At 56.3% G+C, this 16,780-nt stretch carries 17 protein-coding genes; 10 read left to right on the top strand and 7 right to left on the bottom strand.

Features of this window, described 5'->3' with window-relative positions:
* Position 1: 1 nt before the first annotated feature.
* The 3 genes from ACMWL8_RS00490 to ACMWL8_RS00500 are packed head-to-tail and all read right to left on the bottom strand — an operon-like array spanning position 2 to position 1,831.
* A complete protein-coding gene (locus ACMWL8_RS00490) occupies positions 2-397 on the bottom strand; it encodes an MAPEG family protein (protein ID WP_028013630.1) in 396 nt (131 codons plus the stop codon).
* A gap of 52 nt (positions 398-449) precedes the next feature.
* Positions 450-1,268, bottom strand: a complete 819-nt coding sequence (locus ACMWL8_RS00495; protein ID WP_045260317.1) for a DUF72 domain-containing protein — start codon at positions 1,266-1,268, stop codon at positions 450-452.
* Positions 1,265-1,831, bottom strand: a complete 567-nt coding sequence (locus tag ACMWL8_RS00500) for a hydrolase (RefSeq protein ID WP_028013628.1) — start codon at positions 1,829-1,831, stop codon at positions 1,265-1,267. Before ACMWL8_RS00500 ends, ACMWL8_RS00495 begins: the two co-directional genes overlap by 4 nt.
* Before the next feature lie 264 nt (positions 1,832-2,095).
* Here ACMWL8_RS00500 and aspS point away from each other — a divergent pair, with 264 nt between their 5' ends.
* The 6 genes from aspS to ruvB all read left to right on the top strand — a co-directional run bounded on the left by aspS (position 2,096) and on the right by ruvB (position 7,351).
* Positions 2,096-3,868: an aspartate--tRNA ligase gene (gene aspS / locus ACMWL8_RS00505; RefSeq protein ID WP_028013627.1), complete on the top strand. Its 1,773-nt coding sequence runs from the start codon at positions 2,096-2,098 to the stop codon at positions 3,866-3,868.
* 1 nt (position 3,869) lies between these two features.
* Positions 3,870-4,313 (top strand): dihydroneopterin triphosphate diphosphatase, encoded by a 444-nt coding sequence (nudB, locus tag ACMWL8_RS00510; protein WP_045260316.1) that lies wholly within the window; start codon positions 3,870-3,872, stop codon positions 4,311-4,313.
* Positions 4,314-4,340: 27 nt separating this feature from the next.
* The gene (locus ACMWL8_RS00515) at positions 4,341-5,081 is read left to right on the top strand and encodes a YebC/PmpR family DNA-binding transcriptional regulator (protein ID WP_003859747.1); all 741 of its coding nucleotides are present in this window, start codon (positions 4,341-4,343) and stop codon (positions 5,079-5,081) included.
* A 34-nt stretch (positions 5,082-5,115) separates the two neighbouring features.
* Positions 5,116-5,637: a crossover junction endodeoxyribonuclease RuvC gene (ruvC, locus tag ACMWL8_RS00520; RefSeq protein WP_003859749.1), complete on the top strand. Its 522-nt coding sequence runs from the start codon at positions 5,116-5,118 to the stop codon at positions 5,635-5,637.
* An 80-nt stretch (positions 5,638-5,717) separates the two neighbouring features.
* Positions 5,718-6,332 (top strand): Holliday junction branch migration protein RuvA, encoded by a 615-nt coding sequence (gene ruvA / locus ACMWL8_RS00525; RefSeq protein WP_028013624.1) that lies wholly within the window; start codon positions 5,718-5,720, stop codon positions 6,330-6,332.
* Between the two features lie 8 nt (positions 6,333-6,340).
* Positions 6,341-7,351 (top strand): Holliday junction branch migration DNA helicase RuvB, encoded by a 1,011-nt coding sequence (ruvB, locus tag ACMWL8_RS00530; protein WP_028013623.1) that lies wholly within the window; start codon positions 6,341-6,343, stop codon positions 7,349-7,351.
* A 52-nt stretch (positions 7,352-7,403) separates the two neighbouring features.
* Here ruvB and znuB read toward each other — a convergent pair whose 3' ends face one another.
* Positions 7,404-8,189, bottom strand: coding sequence for a zinc ABC transporter permease subunit ZnuB (gene znuB, locus ACMWL8_RS00535; RefSeq protein ID WP_041909449.1), 786 nt, complete (start codon positions 8,187-8,189; stop codon positions 7,404-7,406).
* Positions 8,186-8,941 (bottom strand): zinc ABC transporter ATP-binding protein ZnuC, encoded by a 756-nt coding sequence (gene znuC, locus ACMWL8_RS00540; RefSeq protein WP_028013621.1) that lies wholly within the window; start codon positions 8,939-8,941, stop codon positions 8,186-8,188. Before znuC ends, znuB begins: the two co-directional genes overlap by 4 nt.
* A gap of 77 nt (positions 8,942-9,018) precedes the next feature.
* Here znuC and znuA point away from each other — a divergent pair, with 77 nt between their 5' ends.
* The 3 genes from znuA to lpxM all read left to right on the top strand — a co-directional run bounded on the left by znuA (position 9,019) and on the right by lpxM (position 12,390).
* Entirely contained in the window at positions 9,019-9,963 is a 945-nt protein-coding gene (gene znuA / locus ACMWL8_RS00545; protein WP_045260433.1) for a zinc ABC transporter substrate-binding protein ZnuA, read from the top strand.
* Positions 9,964-9,978: 15 nt separating this feature from the next.
* Positions 9,979-11,298: a murein DD-endopeptidase MepM gene (gene mepM, locus ACMWL8_RS00550; protein WP_028013619.1), complete on the top strand. Its 1,320-nt coding sequence runs from the start codon at positions 9,979-9,981 to the stop codon at positions 11,296-11,298.
* A gap of 120 nt (positions 11,299-11,418) precedes the next feature.
* A complete protein-coding gene (gene lpxM / locus ACMWL8_RS00555; protein ID WP_028013618.1) occupies positions 11,419-12,390 on the top strand; it encodes a lauroyl-Kdo(2)-lipid IV(A) myristoyltransferase in 972 nt (323 codons plus the stop codon).
* Between the two features lie 48 nt (positions 12,391-12,438).
* On the opposite strand, the gene pyk is transcribed toward lpxM, so the two are convergent.
* Positions 12,439-13,881, bottom strand: a complete 1,443-nt coding sequence (pyk, locus tag ACMWL8_RS00560; RefSeq protein ID WP_028013616.1) for a pyruvate kinase — start codon at positions 13,879-13,881, stop codon at positions 12,439-12,441.
* Positions 13,882-14,020: 139 nt separating this feature from the next.
* Positions 14,021-14,890 (bottom strand): MurR/RpiR family transcriptional regulator, encoded by an 870-nt coding sequence (locus ACMWL8_RS00565; protein WP_028013615.1) that lies wholly within the window; start codon positions 14,888-14,890, stop codon positions 14,021-14,023.
* 358 nt (positions 14,891-15,248) lie between these two features.
* On the opposite strand from ACMWL8_RS00565, the gene zwf reads away from it, so the two are divergent.
* Positions 15,249-16,724, top strand: coding sequence for a glucose-6-phosphate dehydrogenase (gene zwf / locus ACMWL8_RS00570; protein WP_028013613.1), 1,476 nt, complete (start codon positions 15,249-15,251; stop codon positions 16,722-16,724).
* Positions 16,725-16,780 lie beyond the last annotated feature (56 nt).

Genomic DNA, 16,780 nt, shown 5'->3' on the forward strand with positions numbered 1-16,780 from the left:
GCTAATGGAGGGAGAAAACCAACTCCCACGGCATATACCACAGGTTAGCCAGCACCATCAGCAAAAGCGAACACCAGGTCGCGCTCATGCCGGAACGACGCCAGCGGAATAAACGGTGGTGAAAGCCGTAATAATGCATTAAGCGGCCAGCAATAAGCATCAGGCCACAAATATGCACCATCCAGGTTTCCGCGCCATTCATCTCCATAAACAGCAGCAGGATGAGAGCAACGGGGATGTATTCCACCGCATTACCGTGAATGCGAATAGCGCTTTGCAGTTCGGAGAAACCGCCGTCGCCGTAAGAGACGCGGTACTGCATCCTGAGGCGCACAACATCAAACGAAAATTTAATCAGCAGTAATGCACCTAACACCGCATACAGCGCGCTGACCATACTAACTCCCTGTTTTTTGGCAGATGGCACTTCACTATGATAGGGGGTGATATCAGAAAAGAGAAGATTGTTGTGGGATGGAAGGGACGCTGCCCACGGATGGCACCGCGGCCTGCAAGGCCTGCCACAGAGCATCGACCAGTTCGGGCGCCTGAGCAATATCCGGCGTGTGCAAAAAGAGGTACGGCGTGGTGGTGTGCTCCCAGCTCGCGAGTTTTTGCAGCCAGACGGCGAACATCGCCTGATTTTGCTGCATATTGTCGCTGCCGATGAACCTGACCATCGGGTTCTGTGCGGTCACGATGGCGTGGACCGGCACTTTCGGTTTTTTACGCTGAGCATCAACGATGGCCTCGTTATGCGGTACTGCGTTGTGCACCGGACGACTGTCGAGGATCACCCGGTTAACGGAACGATCCAGCAGGCCCCGGTTGAGCGCTTTTTCGGCTTCGCCTTTCGCAAAGAAGTCCTGATGTCGGACTTCCACGCCGTAGGTGAATTCGCGGGGCAGGGCATCCAGGAACTGCCACAGGGCGGGCAGATCGCGCGGGCCAAACGTGGCGGGAAGCTGGAGCCAGTATTGTCCAATTCGGTTCGCCAGCGGCGACATGCGCGTGAAAAATTCTTCCGTTAAGTCCCCGCAGTTGCGCAGCGCGGCCTGGTGGGAAATGGTCGCCGGAAACTTAAAGCAGAAACGGAAATCGTCCGTTGTTTGCTCCCGCCAGCGTTCGACTATCTCGGCTTTGGGCAGCGCATACAGCGTGGTGTTACCCTCGACGCAGTTAAAGTGTCGGGCATACTCTTCAAGGCTGGTAATGCCCAGGCGCACCCATTTAGGGTGCGACCACTGGGGCAGGCCCACGTACATCATAGCGCGCTTAAAATCTCATCCGTACTACGCACGCGTCCGATGCGCGGGAAGATATGGGTCATGCTGCCCTGATGCTGCTCCGCGGAAGCCGCGCTGCAGGCATCTTCAGCAATCACCAGATTAAAGCCCAGCTCCCAGGCGTTACGGGCTGTCGATTCGACGCCGATATTGGTGGAAATGCCGCACAGAATAATGGTGTCGATACCGCGGCGGCGAAGCTGCAGCTCAAGGTCGGTCCCGTAGAACGCGCCCCACTGGCGTTTAGTCACTTCGATATCGCTGTCGCGTTTGCCCAGCGACACCGGGTACGTCCACCAGTTTTCCGGCAGGGTATGCGCGGGCGCCTGGGCATCAACGGGCTGTTTTAACGCCTCGGCGAAATCAGCGGACCAGCCTACGCGCACCATGACCACAGGGGCACCGATGGCGCGGCACTTCTCGGCCAGGCGAGCGGCGCGGCTGACGACTTCATCCGCTGCGTGTGGGCCACCGGCGAAGGGCAGGATCCCTTCCTGTAAATCAATCACAACAAGCGCGGTTTTGCGGGCATCAAGTGTTAACATCGTCACTCCAGGTAAATTAATCACTTCCGTAACACCTTACGACGTGATGACCTGTTATCGGTCGGATAATTTTGTTAATTTTTGTGAGAATGCGCAATAAGAGTGCAGCAAACGACCGTCTGGCGGTGGTTCGCTCTTATCGTCCGGCGGAATTTCCAGTATAATAGCCGCCTTTTTTCATCCAGTTGTGACATACAGAAAGCTGCGACATAGTAGCCTGCATACCAGGCGACATTTAGCCTGCGGCTAATTAAGGGATATCTCATGCGTACAGAATATTGCGGGCAGCTGCGTCAGTCCCACGTCGGACAGCAGGTCACCCTGTGTGGTTGGGTCAACCGTCGTCGTGATCTTGGTAGCCTTATCTTCATCGATATGCGCGACCGTGAAGGTATCGTTCAGGTGTTCTTCGACCCGGATCGCGCAGATGCGCTGAAGCTGGCCTCTGAGCTGCGTAATGAGTTCTGCATTCAGGTCACCGGCACCGTGCGTGCGCGTGACGAGAAAAACGTTAACGCAGACATGGCGACGGGCGCTATCGAAGTGCTGGCGTCCGATCTGGTTATCATCAACCGTGCCGAAGCGCTGCCGCTGGACTCCAACCACGTCAACACTGAAGAAGCGCGTCTGAAATACCGCTACCTGGATCTGCGTCGTCCGGAAATGGCTCAGCGCCTGAAAACCCGTGCGAAAATCACCAGCCTGGTGCGTCGCTTTATGGATGACCACGGTTTCCTCGATATTGAAACCCCGATGCTGACCAAAGCCACGCCGGAAGGCGCGCGCGATTACCTGGTGCCATCCCGCGTTCATAAAGGCAAATTCTACGCGCTGCCGCAGTCACCGCAGCTCTTCAAACAGCTGCTGATGATGTCCGGCTTCGACCGCTATTATCAAATCGTTAAGTGCTTCCGCGACGAAGACCTGCGCGCTGACCGTCAGCCAGAATTTACCCAGATCGATGTTGAAACTTCCTTCATGACCGCCGAACAGGTGCGTGAAGTGATGGAAGCGCTGGTGCGTAGCCTGTGGAATGACGTGAAGGGCGTTGAGCTGGGCGATTTCCCGATCATGACCTTCGCCGAAGCGGAACGTCGCTACGGCTCCGACAAACCAGACCTGCGTAACCCGATGGAGCTGGTGGACGTGGCTGACCTGGTGAAATCCGTTGAGTTCGCGGTATTCGCGGGACCGGCTAACGATCCGAAAGGCCGCGTGGCTGCCCTGCGCGTACCGGGCGGCGCGGCGCTGAGCCGTAAGCAGATTGATGACTACGGCAACTTTATTAAGATCTACGGCGCGAAAGGTCTGGCCTATATTAAAGTGACCGAGCGTGCGAAAGGTCTGGAAGGGATCACCAGCCCGGTGGCGAAATTCCTGAACGCGGACATCGTGGAAGCGATCCTTGAGCGCACCGGTGCGCAGGACGGCGACATGATCTTCTTCGGCGCAGACAACAAGAAAGTCGTTGCGGATGCGATGGGCGCGCTGCGTCTGAAGCTCGGCAAAGACCTGAACCTGACCGACGAAAGCAAATGGGCGCCGCTGTGGGTTATCGACTTCCCGATGTTTGAAGACGACGGTGAAGGCGGCCTGACCGCGATGCACCACCCGTTCACCTCGCCAAAAGAGATGACGGCGGCAGAGCTGAAAGCGGCGCCGGAAGAGGCAGTGGCAAACGCTTATGACATGGTTATCAACGGCTATGAAGTGGGCGGCGGCTCCGTACGTATTCACAGCGGTGAAATGCAGCAGACCGTGTTCGGCATTCTGGGTATTAACGAGCAGGAACAGCGCGAGAAGTTTGGCTTCCTGCTGGACGCCCTGAAGTACGGCACGCCTCCGCACGCGGGTCTGGCCTTCGGTCTCGACCGTCTGACCATGCTGCTGACCGGCACCGATAACATTCGTGACGTTATCGCCTTCCCGAAAACCACTGCCGCAGCGTGTCTGATGACCGAAGCGCCAAGCTTTGCCAACCCGGCAGCGCTGGCCGAGCTGGGCATTGAAGTGGTGAAGAAGGAAGAGAAAAACTGATATGGCATATAAGCTTCCCGTTTCTGTCCTGGTGGTCATTTATGCAGAAGACACGAAGCGGGTGCTGATGTTGCAGCGGCGCGACGATCCTGATTTCTGGCAGTCGGTTACCGGCAGCCTGGAAGAGGGGGAGACCGCGGCGCAGGCCGCCGCGCGTGAAGTAAAGGAAGAGGTCACCATTGACGTTGCTCATGAGCAACTGACCCTGAAGGACTGTCAGCGCACGGTGGAGTTTGAAATTTTTAGCCATTTACGTCATCGCTATGCGCCGGGCATTGAGCGCAACACGGAGTCGTGGTTCTGTCTCGCGCTCCCCCATGAGCGGGAGATCGTGTTTACCGAACACCTGAACTACCGCTGGGTGAACGCGGCGGATGCCGCCGCACTGACCAAGTCGTGGAGCAACCGGCAGGCGATTGAAGAATTTGTAATTAACGCGGCCTGAGAAGGCGCGATTTTTGGAGAACTTTTTATGGCAGGTCATAGTAAGTGGGCCAACACCAAACACCGTAAAGCGGCACAGGATGCCAAGCGCGGTAAGATCTTTACCAAAATCATTCGCGAGCTGGTGACAGCAGCGCGTCTGGGCGGCGGCGACCCGGCTTCTAACCCACGCCTGCGCGCGGCGGTAGATAAAGCGCTGTCTAACAACATGACGCGTGACACCCTGAACCGTGCTATCGCACGCGGCGTGGGCGGTGATGAAGACGCGAACATGGAAACCATCATTTATGAAGGTTACGGCCCTGGCGGTACTGCGGTGATGGTTGAATGCCTGTCTGACAACCGTAACCGTACCGTTGCGGAAGTGCGCCACGCGTTCACCAAAACCGGCGGCAACCTGGGCACTGACGGCTCCGTAGCTTACCTGTTCAGCAAAAAAGGCGTCATCTCTTTCGAGAAAGGCGACGAAGATGCGATCATGGAAGCGGCGCTGGAAGCGGGTGCGGAAGACGTGGTGACCTACGATGATGGTGCCATTGACGTCTACACCGCGTGGGAAGAGATGGGTGCCGTGCGCGATGCGCTGGAAGCGGCGGGCCTGAAAGCGGACAACGCTGAAGTCTCCATGATCCCGTCCACCAAAGCGGATATGGATGCAGAAACCGCACCGAAACTGCTGCGTCTGATCGACATGCTCGAAGACTGCGACGACGTGCAGGAAGTGTACCACAACGGTGAAATCTCTGATGAGGTTGCAGCGACTCTCTGATGAGAGCCTGTAAACCGTTTACGGGAGACGCGTGATGTCGATTATCCTCGGGATTGACCCCGGCTCGCGCGTCACCGGGTATGGCGTTATCCGTCAGGTGGGACGCCAGCTAACCTACCTCGGCAGTGGATGCATTCGCACCAAAGTGGACGATCTGCCGTCGCGCCTCAAGCTTATTTATGCGGGCGTATCGGAGATCATCACCCAGTTTCAGCCAGACTATTTCGCCATTGAGCAGGTCTTTATGGCGAAGAACGCGGATTCGGCGCTGAAGCTCGGTCAGGCGCGTGGGGTGGCGATTGTTGCCGCTGTGAACCAGGATCTCCCGGTGTTCGAATACGCCGCGCGCCAGGTTAAGCAGACGGTGGTGGGCATCGGTAGCGCGGAGAAGAGCCAGGTGCAGCACATGGTGCGCACCCTGCTGAAGCTTCCCGCGAACCCGCAGGCCGACGCCGCCGATGCGCTGGCGATTGCAATTACCCACTGCCACGTCAGCCAGAACGCGATGCAAATGAGCGAGTCGCGGCTCAATCTGGCGCGAGGCAGGTTACGATAATCAGAAATCAGGCTGGATAAACATCCAGCCTTTTTTTATTATGTCGGCAGTTAATTTCTCCCAGAACGCAGGAGCGTCACGTGATAGGCAGACTCAGAGGCATCATCATTGAAAAACAACCCCCGTTAGTGCTGCTGGAAGTGGGTGGCGTGGGCTATGAAGTCCATATGCCGATGACCTGCTTCTACGAGCTGCCGGACGCGGGCAAAGAGGCGATTGTCTTTACCCAGTTTGTGGTGCGTGAAGATGCTCAGCTGCTGTACGGCTTTAACAACAAGCAGGAACGCACCCTGTTTCGCGAGCTGATTAAAACCAACGGTGTGGGGCCTAAGCTGGCGCTGGCGATTTTGTCCGGCATGTCCGCTCCGCAGTTTGTGAATGCCGTTGAGCGCGAAGACCCCGCGGCGCTGGTTAAGCTTCCGGGCATTGGTAAGAAAACCGCAGAGCGTCTGATTGTTGAGATGAAAGACCGCTTTAAAGGTCTGCACGGCGATCTGTTCACTCCGGCTGCCGATTTGGTTCTGACTGCTCCGGGTGCGCCTGCCTCTGATGATGACGCCGAGCAGGAAGCGGTTGCCGCGCTGGTGGCGCTGGGCTATAAACCTCAGGAGGCCAGCCGGATGGTGAGCAAAATTGCCAAACCGGACGCCAGCAGTGAAACTCTGATTCGTGAAGCGCTGCGCGCTGCATTGTGAGGTAAAGGATGATTGAAGCAGACCGCCTGGTATCGGCAGGCACCCTTCAGGCAGAAGACGTGGTGGATCGTGCGATCCGCCCGAAGCTGCTTGATGAGTACATCGGCCAGCCGCAGGTACGTTCCCAGATGGAGATTTTCATCCAGGCGGCAAAGCTGCGCGGCGATGCGCTCGATCACCTGCTGATTTTTGGCCCGCCGGGGTTAGGGAAAACTACCCTGGCGAATATCGTCGCCAATGAAATGGGCGTCAACCTGCGTACCACCTCCGGCCCGGTGCTGGAGAAAGCGGGCGATCTGGCGGCGATGCTGACCAACCTTGAACCGCATGATGTGCTGTTTATCGATGAGATCCACCGCCTGTCACCGGTGGTGGAGGAAGTGCTCTATCCGGCGATGGAAGATTACCAGCTGGATATCATGATCGGCGAAGGCCCGGCCGCGCGCTCCATCAAAATCGATCTGCCGCCGTTTACCCTGATTGGCGCCACGACCCGCGCCGGGTCGTTGACCTCTCCGCTGCGCGACCGCTTTGGCATCGTTCAGCGTCTGGAGTTTTATCAGGTACCCGATCTTCAGCATATCGTGGGGCGCAGCGCGCGCTACATGGGGCTGGATATGAGCGAAGAGGGGGCATATGAAGTGGCGAAGCGTTCCCGCGGTACGCCGCGTATTGCCAACCGCCTGCTGCGCCGCGTGCGTGACTTTGCTGAAGTGAAGCACGATGGTTCGATTTCCGCCGAGATCGCCGCTCAGGCGCTGGATATGCTGAACGTCGATGCTGAAGGCTTTGACTATATGGACCGCAAACTGCTGCTGGCGGTGCTGGACAAGTTCTTCGGTGGCCCGGTCGGGCTGGATAACCTGGCGGCGGCAATTGGCGAAGAGCGTGAGACGATTGAAGATGTGCTGGAGCCGTATCTGATCCAGCAGGGCTTCTTACAGCGTACCCCACGTGGTCGTATGGCGACGGTGCGGGCGTGGAATCATTTCGGTATTACGCCGCCCGCGATGCCGTAAGTAGCGATAAATTGTAGCCCCGGTAAGCGAAGCGCCACCGGGGACATGCTGACTACTGCGCGGTCTTTTTCATCATACTGAAAACAAACAACACCGCTGCGCTCAAGACCACCGACGGTCCGGCTGGCGTGTCATAAAACGCCGAAAAGGTTAACCCGCCCGTGACGGCGATCATCCCGATAACCACCGCGATACCGGCCATTTGCTCTGGCGTACGTGCAAAACGGCGCGCCGTGGCGGCAGGGATAATCAGCAGCGACGTGATGATAAGTGCCCCGACAAACTTCATCGCCACGCCAATCGTTAACGCCGTCACCAGCATCAGCAGCAGCTTCACGCGCTGCAGCTTCACGCCGTCGACAAACGCCAGATCCGGGCTGACGGTCATTGCCAGTAAATTCCGCCACTGCCACAGCAGAATACCCAGTACCACCACCACGCCAATGGCGATCGCGATGAGATCGTCAGGCGTCACGGCCAGCAGATCGCCGAACAGGTAGGCCATCAGGTCAACGCGGATATTTGACATCAGGCTAACAACGACCAGACCCAGCGACAGCGCGCTGTGCGCCATGATGCCAAGCAGCGTATCAATCGCGAGGTGAGGGCGCTTCTCCAGCCAGACCAGACCGGCTGCCAGCAGCAGTGTGACCACAATTACCGCGTAAAAGGGATTCACATCCAGCAGCAAACCAAAGGCAACGCCCAGCAGCGACGCATGCGCCAGGGTATCACCGAAGTAGGACATTCTGCGCCACACCACAAACGAGCCGAGTGGGCCTGCGGCGCAGGCAAGCATAACCCCGGCCAGCCAGCCGGGCAGTAACAGTTCAATCATGAGTGTCCATTTCCCCGACGCAGAACGATTCGTCCCTGCAAATCATGGCGGTGATTATGATGATGGCGATAAATGCCAAGCTGTTCAGCGCCGCGAGGGCCGAACATGGAGATAAATTCCGGGTGCATTGAGACCACTTCAGGCGTGCCGGAACAGCAAATGTGATGGTTGAGACACAGCACTTCGTCGGTTTTCGCCATCACCAGATGCAGGTCATGGGAGACCATCAGCACGGCGCAGTTCAGTTCGCGGCGCAGCTGGTCGATCAAATCATAAAGCGCGACCTGACCATTGACGTCCACGCCCTGGGTTGGTTCATCCAGCACCAGCAGCTGCGGGCTGCTCAGCAGCGCACGGGCCAGCAAAACGCGCTGCGTCTCACCGCCGGACAGCTTTTGCAACGGCGCGTCGATAAGGTGGCCCGCCTGCACGCGCTTCAGCGCCGGGAGAATATCGGCTTTTCGCGTGCCCGGACGCAGACGCAGAAAACGATTTACCGTCAGCGGCAGGGTGGCGTCCAGATGTAATTTTTGCGGCACATACCCGATCCGCAATTTTTCCTCGCGCGTGATTACACCTTCATCCGGTGTAACCAGACCCAGCACCACGCGGACCAGAGTGGATTTACCTGCGCCATTGGGGCCGAGCAGCGTCAAAATTTTGCCGGGCTTGAGATCCAGCGATACGTCAGAGAGGACGCGGCGCTGGCCAAAGGAGACCGAAATATTGTCGAGAGAAACCAGAGTCGTCATGTCAATTTAAGCTTGAAGAAGTCAACGAATGTTATAATATCACATTCCACGCATTCACTACGATGATTAGTCGCATTATGTTACATAAAAATACGCTTCTTTTCGCAGCATTATCCGCTGCCCTTTGGGGAACAACCGCACAAGATGTTAACGCTGCCGTTGTTGCTTCGCTTAAACCGCTTGGATTCATCGCGTCGGCCATTGGCGATGGGGTAACGGAAACCCAGGTTCTGCTCCCTGACGGGGCCTCAGAGCATGACTATTCTCTGCGTCCGTCTGATGTAAAACGCTTACAAAACGCGGACTTAGTTGTCTGGATTGGTCCGGAGATGGAAGCATTCATGCAGAAATCCGCACAGCAGATTGCTAATGAAAAACAGGTCGCGATTGCCGGGCTTTCCGGCGTGAAACCGTTGCTCATGAAAGGGGCGGATGATGACGGTGACGAACATGACCATCACGCTGCAGAGGGTGAAAAAGGTGATGGAGATCACCATCACGGCGAGTACAACATGCATCTCTGGCTATCCCCAGAGATAGCGCGGCTTTCAGCGGTTGCAATCCATGACAAATTAGTGGAACTTATGCCGCAAAGTCGAGCCAAACTAGACGCCAACCTGAAGGATTTTGAGGCACAATTAGCCGCAACCGATAAGCAGGTAGGTAATGAGCTCGCACCGTTGAAAGGAAAAGGGTATTTCGTTTTTCATGACGCCTACGGCTACTACGAAAAACACTACGGCCTGACCCCGCTTGGGCACTTTACCGTCAACCCTGAAATTCAACCTGGTGCGCAGCGTTTACATGAAATCAGAACACAGTTGGTTGAGCAGAAAGCGACATGCGTTTTTGCTGAGCCACAGTTCAGGCCAGCGGTCGTAGAAGCCGTGGCCAGGGGAACATCCGTGCGCATGGGAACCCTTGACCCGCTAGGTACGAATATCCAGTTGAGCAAAGCGAGCTATTCGCAGTTCCTCAGCCAACTGGCGAACCAGTATGCGAGCTGCCTGAAAGGAGATTAACGAGGAAGTGAATACGTGCAACAGATAGCCCGCTCTGTCGCCCTGGCATTTAACAATCTGCCTCGACCCCACCGCGTTATGCTGGGGTCGCTTACAGTTCTCACCCTAGCGGTCGCCGTCTGGCGGCCCTATGTTTACCACCCGAGTTCTGCCCCTATCATTAAAACCATCGAGCTTGAAAAGAGCGAGATCCGCTCTTTGCTGCCTGAAGCCAGCGAGCCTATCGACCAGGCCGCTCAGGAAGATGAAGCTATCCCTCAGGATGAACTGGACGATAAAACCGAGAACGAAGCGGGGATCCACGAATACGTTGTCTCTACCGGTGACACGCTGAGCAGCGTGCTCAACCAGTACGGTATCGACATGGGCAATATCAGCCAGCTGGCCGCTGCGGATAAAGACCTGCGTAACCTGAAAATCGGGCAACAGCTCTCCTGGACATTAACGGCGGATGGCGATCTTCAGCGTTTGACCTGGGAAATGTCCCGCCGCGAAACCCGCACCTATGACCGCACTGCAAACGGTTTCAAAATGACCAGTGAAATGCAGAAAGGCGACTGGGTTAACAGCGTGATGAAAGGTACCGTGGGCGGAAGCTTTGTTTCCAGCGCCCGTGATGCGGGCCTGACCAGCGGTGAAATCAGCGCGGTGATCAAAGCCATGCAGTGGCAGATGGATTTCCGTAAGCTGAAGAAAGGCGATGAGTTTTCCGTCCTGATGTCCCGCGAAATGCTGGACGGCAAGCGCGAGCAGAGCCAGCTGCTGGGGGTGCGTCTGCGCTCCGAGGGAAAAGATTACTACGCCATTCGCGCTGAAGACGGCAAGTTCTATGACCGAAGCGGTACGGGCCTTGCGAAAGGCTTCCTGCGTTTCCCGACGGCGAAACAGTTCCGCGTCTCCTCTAACTTTAACCCGCGTCGTCTGAACCCGGTTACCGGGCGCGTTGCGCCTCACCGCGGGGTAGACTTCGCGATGCCACAGGGCACGCCGGTGCTGTCCGTTGGTGATGGCGAAGTGGTGATGGCAAAACGCAGCGGTGCTGCGGGTTATTATGTGGCTATCCGTCACGGTCGTACCTATACCACCCGCTATATGCACCTGCGCAAGCTGCTGGTCAAACCGGGGCAGAAAGTGAAACGCGGCGACCGTATCGCGCTCTCCGGCAACACCGGACGCTCTACTGGCCCGCATCTGCACTATGAAGTGTGGATCAACCAGCAGGCCGTGAACCCGCTGACGGCCAAACTGCCGCGCACCGAAGGCCTGACAGGTAAAGATCGTTCCGATTACCTGGCGCAGGCGAGAGAGGTGATACCGCAGCTGAGCTTAAACTAAGCTCTCTGTTTTGTGAAAAAAGCCGGTGTCAGCATGCGCCGGCTTTTTCTTTTGTGCGTGGGCGACTGCCTCGCTACACTATCTGAATAATTTTTTGCGTCACCAGACCCTGGAACCAGCATGGAAACAAAAAAAAATAATATTGAATACATTCCTGAGTTTGAAAAATCCTTTCGACACCCGCGCAACTGGGGCGCCTGGCTGGGGGTTTACACCTTTGCGGGCATCGCTATGCTGCCTGCCGCGCTGCGCGATCCCGTACTGGGAAAAATTGGCCGTCTGGCCGGACGCTTAGGTAAAAGCGCGCGTCGTCGTGCGCAGATCAACCTCTATTACTGTTTTCCTGAAAAAAGCGATGCCGAGCGCGAGGCCATCATCGACGCGATGTATACCACCGCACCGCAGGCCATGGCGATGATGGCGGAGCTGGCGCTGAAAGGACCGGAAAAAATCATCGACCGCGTTGACTGGAAAGGGCTGGAAATCATCGACGAAATGCGTCGCAATGATGAGAAGGTCATTTTTCTCGTGCCGCACGGCTGGGGCGTAGATATCCCGGCAATGCTGATGGCTTCCCAGGGGCAGAAAATGGCGGCGATGTTCCATAACCAGGGCAATAAAATCTACGATTTTGTCTGGAATACGGTACGTCGTCGTTTTGGCGGACGTTTGCATGCGCGTAACGACGGCATTAAGCCGTTTATTCAGTCGGTACGTCAGGGGTACTGGGGCTACTATCTGCCGGACCAGGACCACGGACCCGAGCACAGCGAGTTTGTCGACTTCTTTGCGACCTACAAAGCCACGCTCCCCGCGATTGGGCGCCTGATGAAGGTCTGCCGCGCCCGCGTGATCCCGCTCTTTCCGGTTTACGACGGTAAAACGCATCGTCTGAGCATTGAAGTCCGTCCGCCGATGGACGACCTGCTGACCGCGGACGATCGCACCATCGCGCGCCGCATGAACGAAGAGGTGGAGCTGCTGGTGGGGCCGCATACCGAACAGTACACGTGGATACTGAAGCTGCTGAAAACGCGGAAGCCGGGAGAGACGGAGCCCTATAAGCGTAAAGAGCTTTACCCGAGGAAATAGAAAACCTTTACCTTGCCCCTCTCCCCTTAGGGGAGAGGGGATCGGATCTTACTCTACAGTCAGTACGCGCGTGGTATTGGTTGAGCCGATGGTGCTCATCACGTCACCCTGCGTCACGATGACGATATCACCAGACACCAGGTAACCTTTATCGCGCAGCAGGTTTACGGCATCGTGCGCCGCGGCTACGCCGTCATTGGTGCTGTCGAAGTGTACCGGGGTAACACCGCGGTACAGCGCCGTCAGGTTCAGCGTACGCTCGTGGCGTGACATGGCGAAAATCGGCAGGCCGGAGCTGATGCGAGAAGTCATCAGCGCGGTGCGGCCAGATTCGGTCATGGTGATGATCGCCGTAACGCCTTTCAGATGGTTGGCCGCATACATGGCGGACATCGCAATCGCTTCTTCCACATTGTCGAACTGGATATCCAGGCGGTGCTTGGAGACGTTAATGCTTGGGATCTTCTCCGCGCCCAGGCAGACGCGCGCCATTGCGGCCACGGTTTCTGCCGGATACTGGCCCGCCGCGGTTTCCGCTGACAGCATCACTGCATCGGTACCGTCCAGCACGGCGTTAGCGACGTCCATGACTTCCGCACGGGTTGGCATTGGGTTAGTGATCATGGATTCCATCATCTGGGTGGCGGTGATCACCGCGCGGTTCAGCTGACGTGCGCGACGAATCAGCGCTTTCTGGATACCGACCAGTTCAGGGTCGCCGATTTCCACGCCCAGATCGCCACGGGCAACCATCACCACGTCAGAGGCGAGGATCACATCGTCCATCGCATCCTGATCGCACACGGCTTCCGCGCGTTCAACCTTAGCGACGATTTTGGCATCACAGCCTGCGTCACGGGCCAGACGGCGCGCATAGTTCAGATCTTCGCCACAGCGTGGGAAGGAGACCGCCAGGTAGTCAACGCCGATCTGGGCCGCCGTTACGATATCCGCTTTGTCTTTGTCGGTCAGGGCTTCCGCAGAGAGGCCGCCGCCCAGTTTGTTGATGCCTTTATTGTTGGAGAGCGGGCCGCCGACGGTGACTTCAGTGAACACTTTCATCCCCTGAACTTCCAGCACCTTCAGCTGGACGCGACCGTCGTCGAGCAGCAGGATATCGCCAGGTACCACATCAGCCGGCAGGCCTTTATAGTCGATCCCGACTTTCTCTTTATCGCCTTCGCCTTTGCCGAGGTTGGCATCCAGCAGGAATTTGTCGCCGATATTGAGGAAAACTTTACCTTCTTTAAAGGTTGATACACGAATTTTTGGACCCTGCAGGTCGCCGAGGATAGCGACGTGGCGGCCCAGCTTAGCGGCGATCTCACGCACTTTATCGGCACGCAATTTATGGTCTTCTGGCGTACCGTGAGAGAAGTTCATACGTACCACGTTGGCGCCAGCGGCGATAATCTTTTCGAGGTTATTATCGCGATCGGTGGCCGGGCCTAAGGTGGTGACGATCTTGGTTCTGCGAAGCCTTCTGGACATGTAATACTCCGTTGACTGAAACAACTTTGGTGTTGCGTGAACATTGAATCGGCCTTCATCTACCGCAAGGCAGCAAAGAGGGGGCCGAATGCCGAAAATCGTTACATCTAATTATGGGTTACGTCTTCGTTATCTACTTTCAGGGAACATCGCTCTTTATAAGCAATTCTTTATCAAAACGCGATTCCTTCAGCGCTTCCTTGACTCGCTTCAAGTTATCTCGGAATTTTGCGCCCCGGCGTAAGGTAAATCCGGTCGCCAGCACGTCGATTACCGTGAGTTGCGCCAGACGGGACACCATTGGCATATACATGTCGGTATCCTCAGGCACGTCCAGGGTAATGGCGAGAGTCGCCTCCCGCGCCAGCGGCGTGCCGGCGGTGGTGAGGGCGATTACCATGGCATCGTTTTCACGGGCCAGCTGCGCCAGCTCAACCTGGCTTTTGGTGCGGCCAGTGTGCGAAATCAGTACCACGACGTCATCCTCACTGCAATTCATACAGCTCATGCGTTGCAGCACAATGTCATCGGAATAAATAACCGGCACGTTAAAGCGGAAGAATTTATTCATGGCGTCGTGCGCCACGGCGGCTGACGAGCCAAGACCGAAGAATGCAATGCGTTTGGCCTGGGTGAGTAAATCCACCGCGCGGTTTACTGAACTCATATCCAGACTTTGACGAACGTGATCGAGCGTGGCCATGGCCGACTCAAATATTTTTGCCGTATAGGCATCTACGCTGTCGTCTTCATCCACATTACGATTAACATAGGGGGTGCCGTTTGCCAGACTTTGTGCCAGATGCAGTTTAAAATCAGGAAAGCCGCGCGTTTCCAGGCTGCGGCAGAAGCGGTTGACCGTCGGTTCACTGACGCCCGCTTCCTGAGCCAGAGCGGCGATGCTTGAATGAATCGCCTGAGCGGGCGCGGCCAGAATGACTTCAGCCACTTTTCGCTCGGATTTGCTAAGGTGTTCCAGTTGATACTGGATTTTTTCAAGCATGTTCATTGTTAACAAGGCGCTCATGGGGGTGGAAACGATTTCACTCATTGATGAAATCTTGATTCGATTAGCCGATATTACCCCTGTGGCTTCCCTAAAGGGTAACAGTCGACAAGATAATGTTGTTGTTTTTTTTCATTACTTGATCGATGTCGGGTTTTGCTATGACCCTGTTGCGCAAATTATCGACGGCTGTTGCGTCATTACGTCGCCATAATCGGCTGAATGGCGAAAAATCGCCGTATCGCACGAGACGATAAGCGCTAATGGTTTCGGGAATGACGTAAAAGCAGTACAGTGCATTGTAATAAAATTACAACGATACCTGGCAGAAGCACCAGGTGATCCAACTGAGGAGAATGACATGGCGGTAACGCAAACAGCCCAGGCATGTGACCTGGTCATTTTCGGCGCGAAAGGCGATCTTGCACGCCGAAAATTGCTGCCTTCCCTGTATCAACTGGAGAAAGCGGGCCAAATTCATCCGGATACGCGTATCCTGGGTGTTGGGCGCGCCGACTGGGACAAGGACGCTTATACCAAAGTTGTCCGCGAGGCGCTCGAAACTTTCATGAAGGAAAAAATTGATGAAAGTTTGTGGGATACCCTCAGCGGTCGTCTCGATTTCTGCAACCTGGACGTTAATGACGTCAGCGCGTTTTCCCGCCTGGGTGCCATGCTGGATCAGAAAAACCGTGTCACCATTAACTATTTCGCCATGCCGCCAAGCACCTTTGGTGCCATCTGCAAAGGTTTGGGCGAAGCCAAACTGAACGCCAAGCCGGCGCGCGTGGTGATGGAAAAGCCGCTGGGGACGTCGCTGGCTACCTCCCGTGAAATCAACGACCAGGTGGGCGAGTTCTTTGAAGAGTGCCAGGTCTACCGTATCGACCACTATCTCGGTAAAGAGACGGTACTGAACCTGCTGGCGCTGCGTTTCGCTAACTCCCTGTTTGTGAACAACTGGGACAACCGTACCATTGACCACGTGGAAATTACCGTGGCGGAAGAGGTGGGGATTGAAGGTCGCTGGGGTTACTTTGACCAGGCCGGCCAGATGCGCGACATGATCCAGAACCACCTGCTGCAAATTCTGTGCATGATTGCCATGTCTCCACCGTCTGACCTGACGGCTGACAGCATCCGCGATGCCAAAGTGAAAGTGCTGAAGTCGCTGCGCCGCATCGACCGTTCCAACGTGCGCGAGAAAACCGTTCGCGGCCAGTACACTGCCGGGTTTGCGCAAGGTAAAAAAGTGCCAGGCTACCTGGAAGAAGAGGGCGCGAACAAGTCCAGCAATACCGAGACGTTCGTGGCCATCCGCGTGGATATCGACGACTGGCGCTGGGCGGGGGTTCCGTTCTACCTGCGCACTGGTAAGCGTCTGCCGACGAAGTGTTCCGAAGTGGTTGTCTACTTTAAGAACCCGGAACTGAACCTGTTCAAAGAGTCCTGGCAGGAGCTGCCGCAGAACAAGCTGACCATCCGTCTGCAGCCGGACGAAGGGGTGGATATCCAGATCCTCAACAAAGTGCCGGGCCTGGATCATAAGCACAACCTGCAGACCACCAAGCTGGATCTGAGCTACTCCGAAACCTTCAACCAGACGCACCTTGCGGATGCTTACGAGCGTCTGCTGCTGGAAACCATGCGCGGTATCCAGGCGCTGTTCGTGCGTCGCGACGAAGTGGAAGAGGCGTGGAAATGGGTTGATTCCATCACCGAAGCCTGGGCTGCCGATCAGGATGCGCCAAAACCGTATCAGGCGGGTACCTGGGGGCCTGTGGCGTCGGTGGCGATGATCACCCGCGATGGCCGCTCCTGGAACGAGTTTGAGTAGGATATTCCGCTAGCCCGAAAGTGTTATTTTACCGGTAACATGATCTAACACAGCTA

Origin of the sequence: Enterobacter sp. 04-C-12-SI-ECC (assembly GCF_047530715.1) — a bacterium.
Classification (GTDB): domain Bacteria; phylum Pseudomonadota; class Gammaproteobacteria; order Enterobacterales; family Enterobacteriaceae; genus Enterobacter; species Enterobacter bugandensis.

Coding starts and splice junctions, on each gene's coding strand:
- zwf (WP_028013613.1), top strand. CDS start 15,249: ATGGCGGTAACGCAAACAGCCCAGGCATGTGACCTGGTCATTTTCGGC.
- ruvC (WP_003859749.1), top strand. CDS start 5,116: ATGTCGATTATCCTCGGGATTGACCCCGGCTCGCGCGTCACCGGGTAT.
- znuC (WP_028013621.1), bottom strand. CDS start 8,941: ATGACGACTCTGGTTTCTCTCGACAATATTTCGGTCTCCTTTGGCCAG.
- ACMWL8_RS00515 (WP_003859747.1), top strand. CDS start 4,341: ATGGCAGGTCATAGTAAGTGGGCCAACACCAAACACCGTAAAGCGGCA.
- ACMWL8_RS00500 (WP_028013628.1), bottom strand. CDS start 1,831: ATGTTAACACTTGATGCCCGCAAAACCGCGCTTGTTGTGATTGATTTA.
- ACMWL8_RS00490 (WP_028013630.1), bottom strand. CDS start 397: ATGGTCAGCGCGCTGTATGCGGTGTTAGGTGCATTACTGCTGATTAAA.
- ruvB (WP_028013623.1), top strand. CDS start 6,341: ATGATTGAAGCAGACCGCCTGGTATCGGCAGGCACCCTTCAGGCAGAA.
- aspS (WP_028013627.1), top strand. CDS start 2,096: ATGCGTACAGAATATTGCGGGCAGCTGCGTCAGTCCCACGTCGGACAG.
- znuB (WP_041909449.1), bottom strand. CDS start 8,189: ATGATTGAACTGTTACTGCCCGGCTGGCTGGCCGGGGTTATGCTTGCC.
- lpxM (WP_028013618.1), top strand. CDS start 11,419: ATGGAAACAAAAAAAAATAATATTGAATACATTCCTGAGTTTGAAAAA.
- pyk (WP_028013616.1), bottom strand. CDS start 13,881: ATGTCCAGAAGGCTTCGCAGAACCAAGATCGTCACCACCTTAGGCCCG.
- nudB (WP_045260316.1), top strand. CDS start 3,870: ATGGCATATAAGCTTCCCGTTTCTGTCCTGGTGGTCATTTATGCAGAA.
- znuA (WP_045260433.1), top strand. CDS start 9,019: ATGTTACATAAAAATACGCTTCTTTTCGCAGCATTATCCGCTGCCCTT.
- ACMWL8_RS00565 (WP_028013615.1), bottom strand. CDS start 14,890: ATGAACATGCTTGAAAAAATCCAGTATCAACTGGAACACCTTAGCAAA.
- ACMWL8_RS00495 (WP_045260317.1), bottom strand. CDS start 1,268: ATGATGTACGTGGGCCTGCCCCAGTGGTCGCACCCTAAATGGGTGCGC.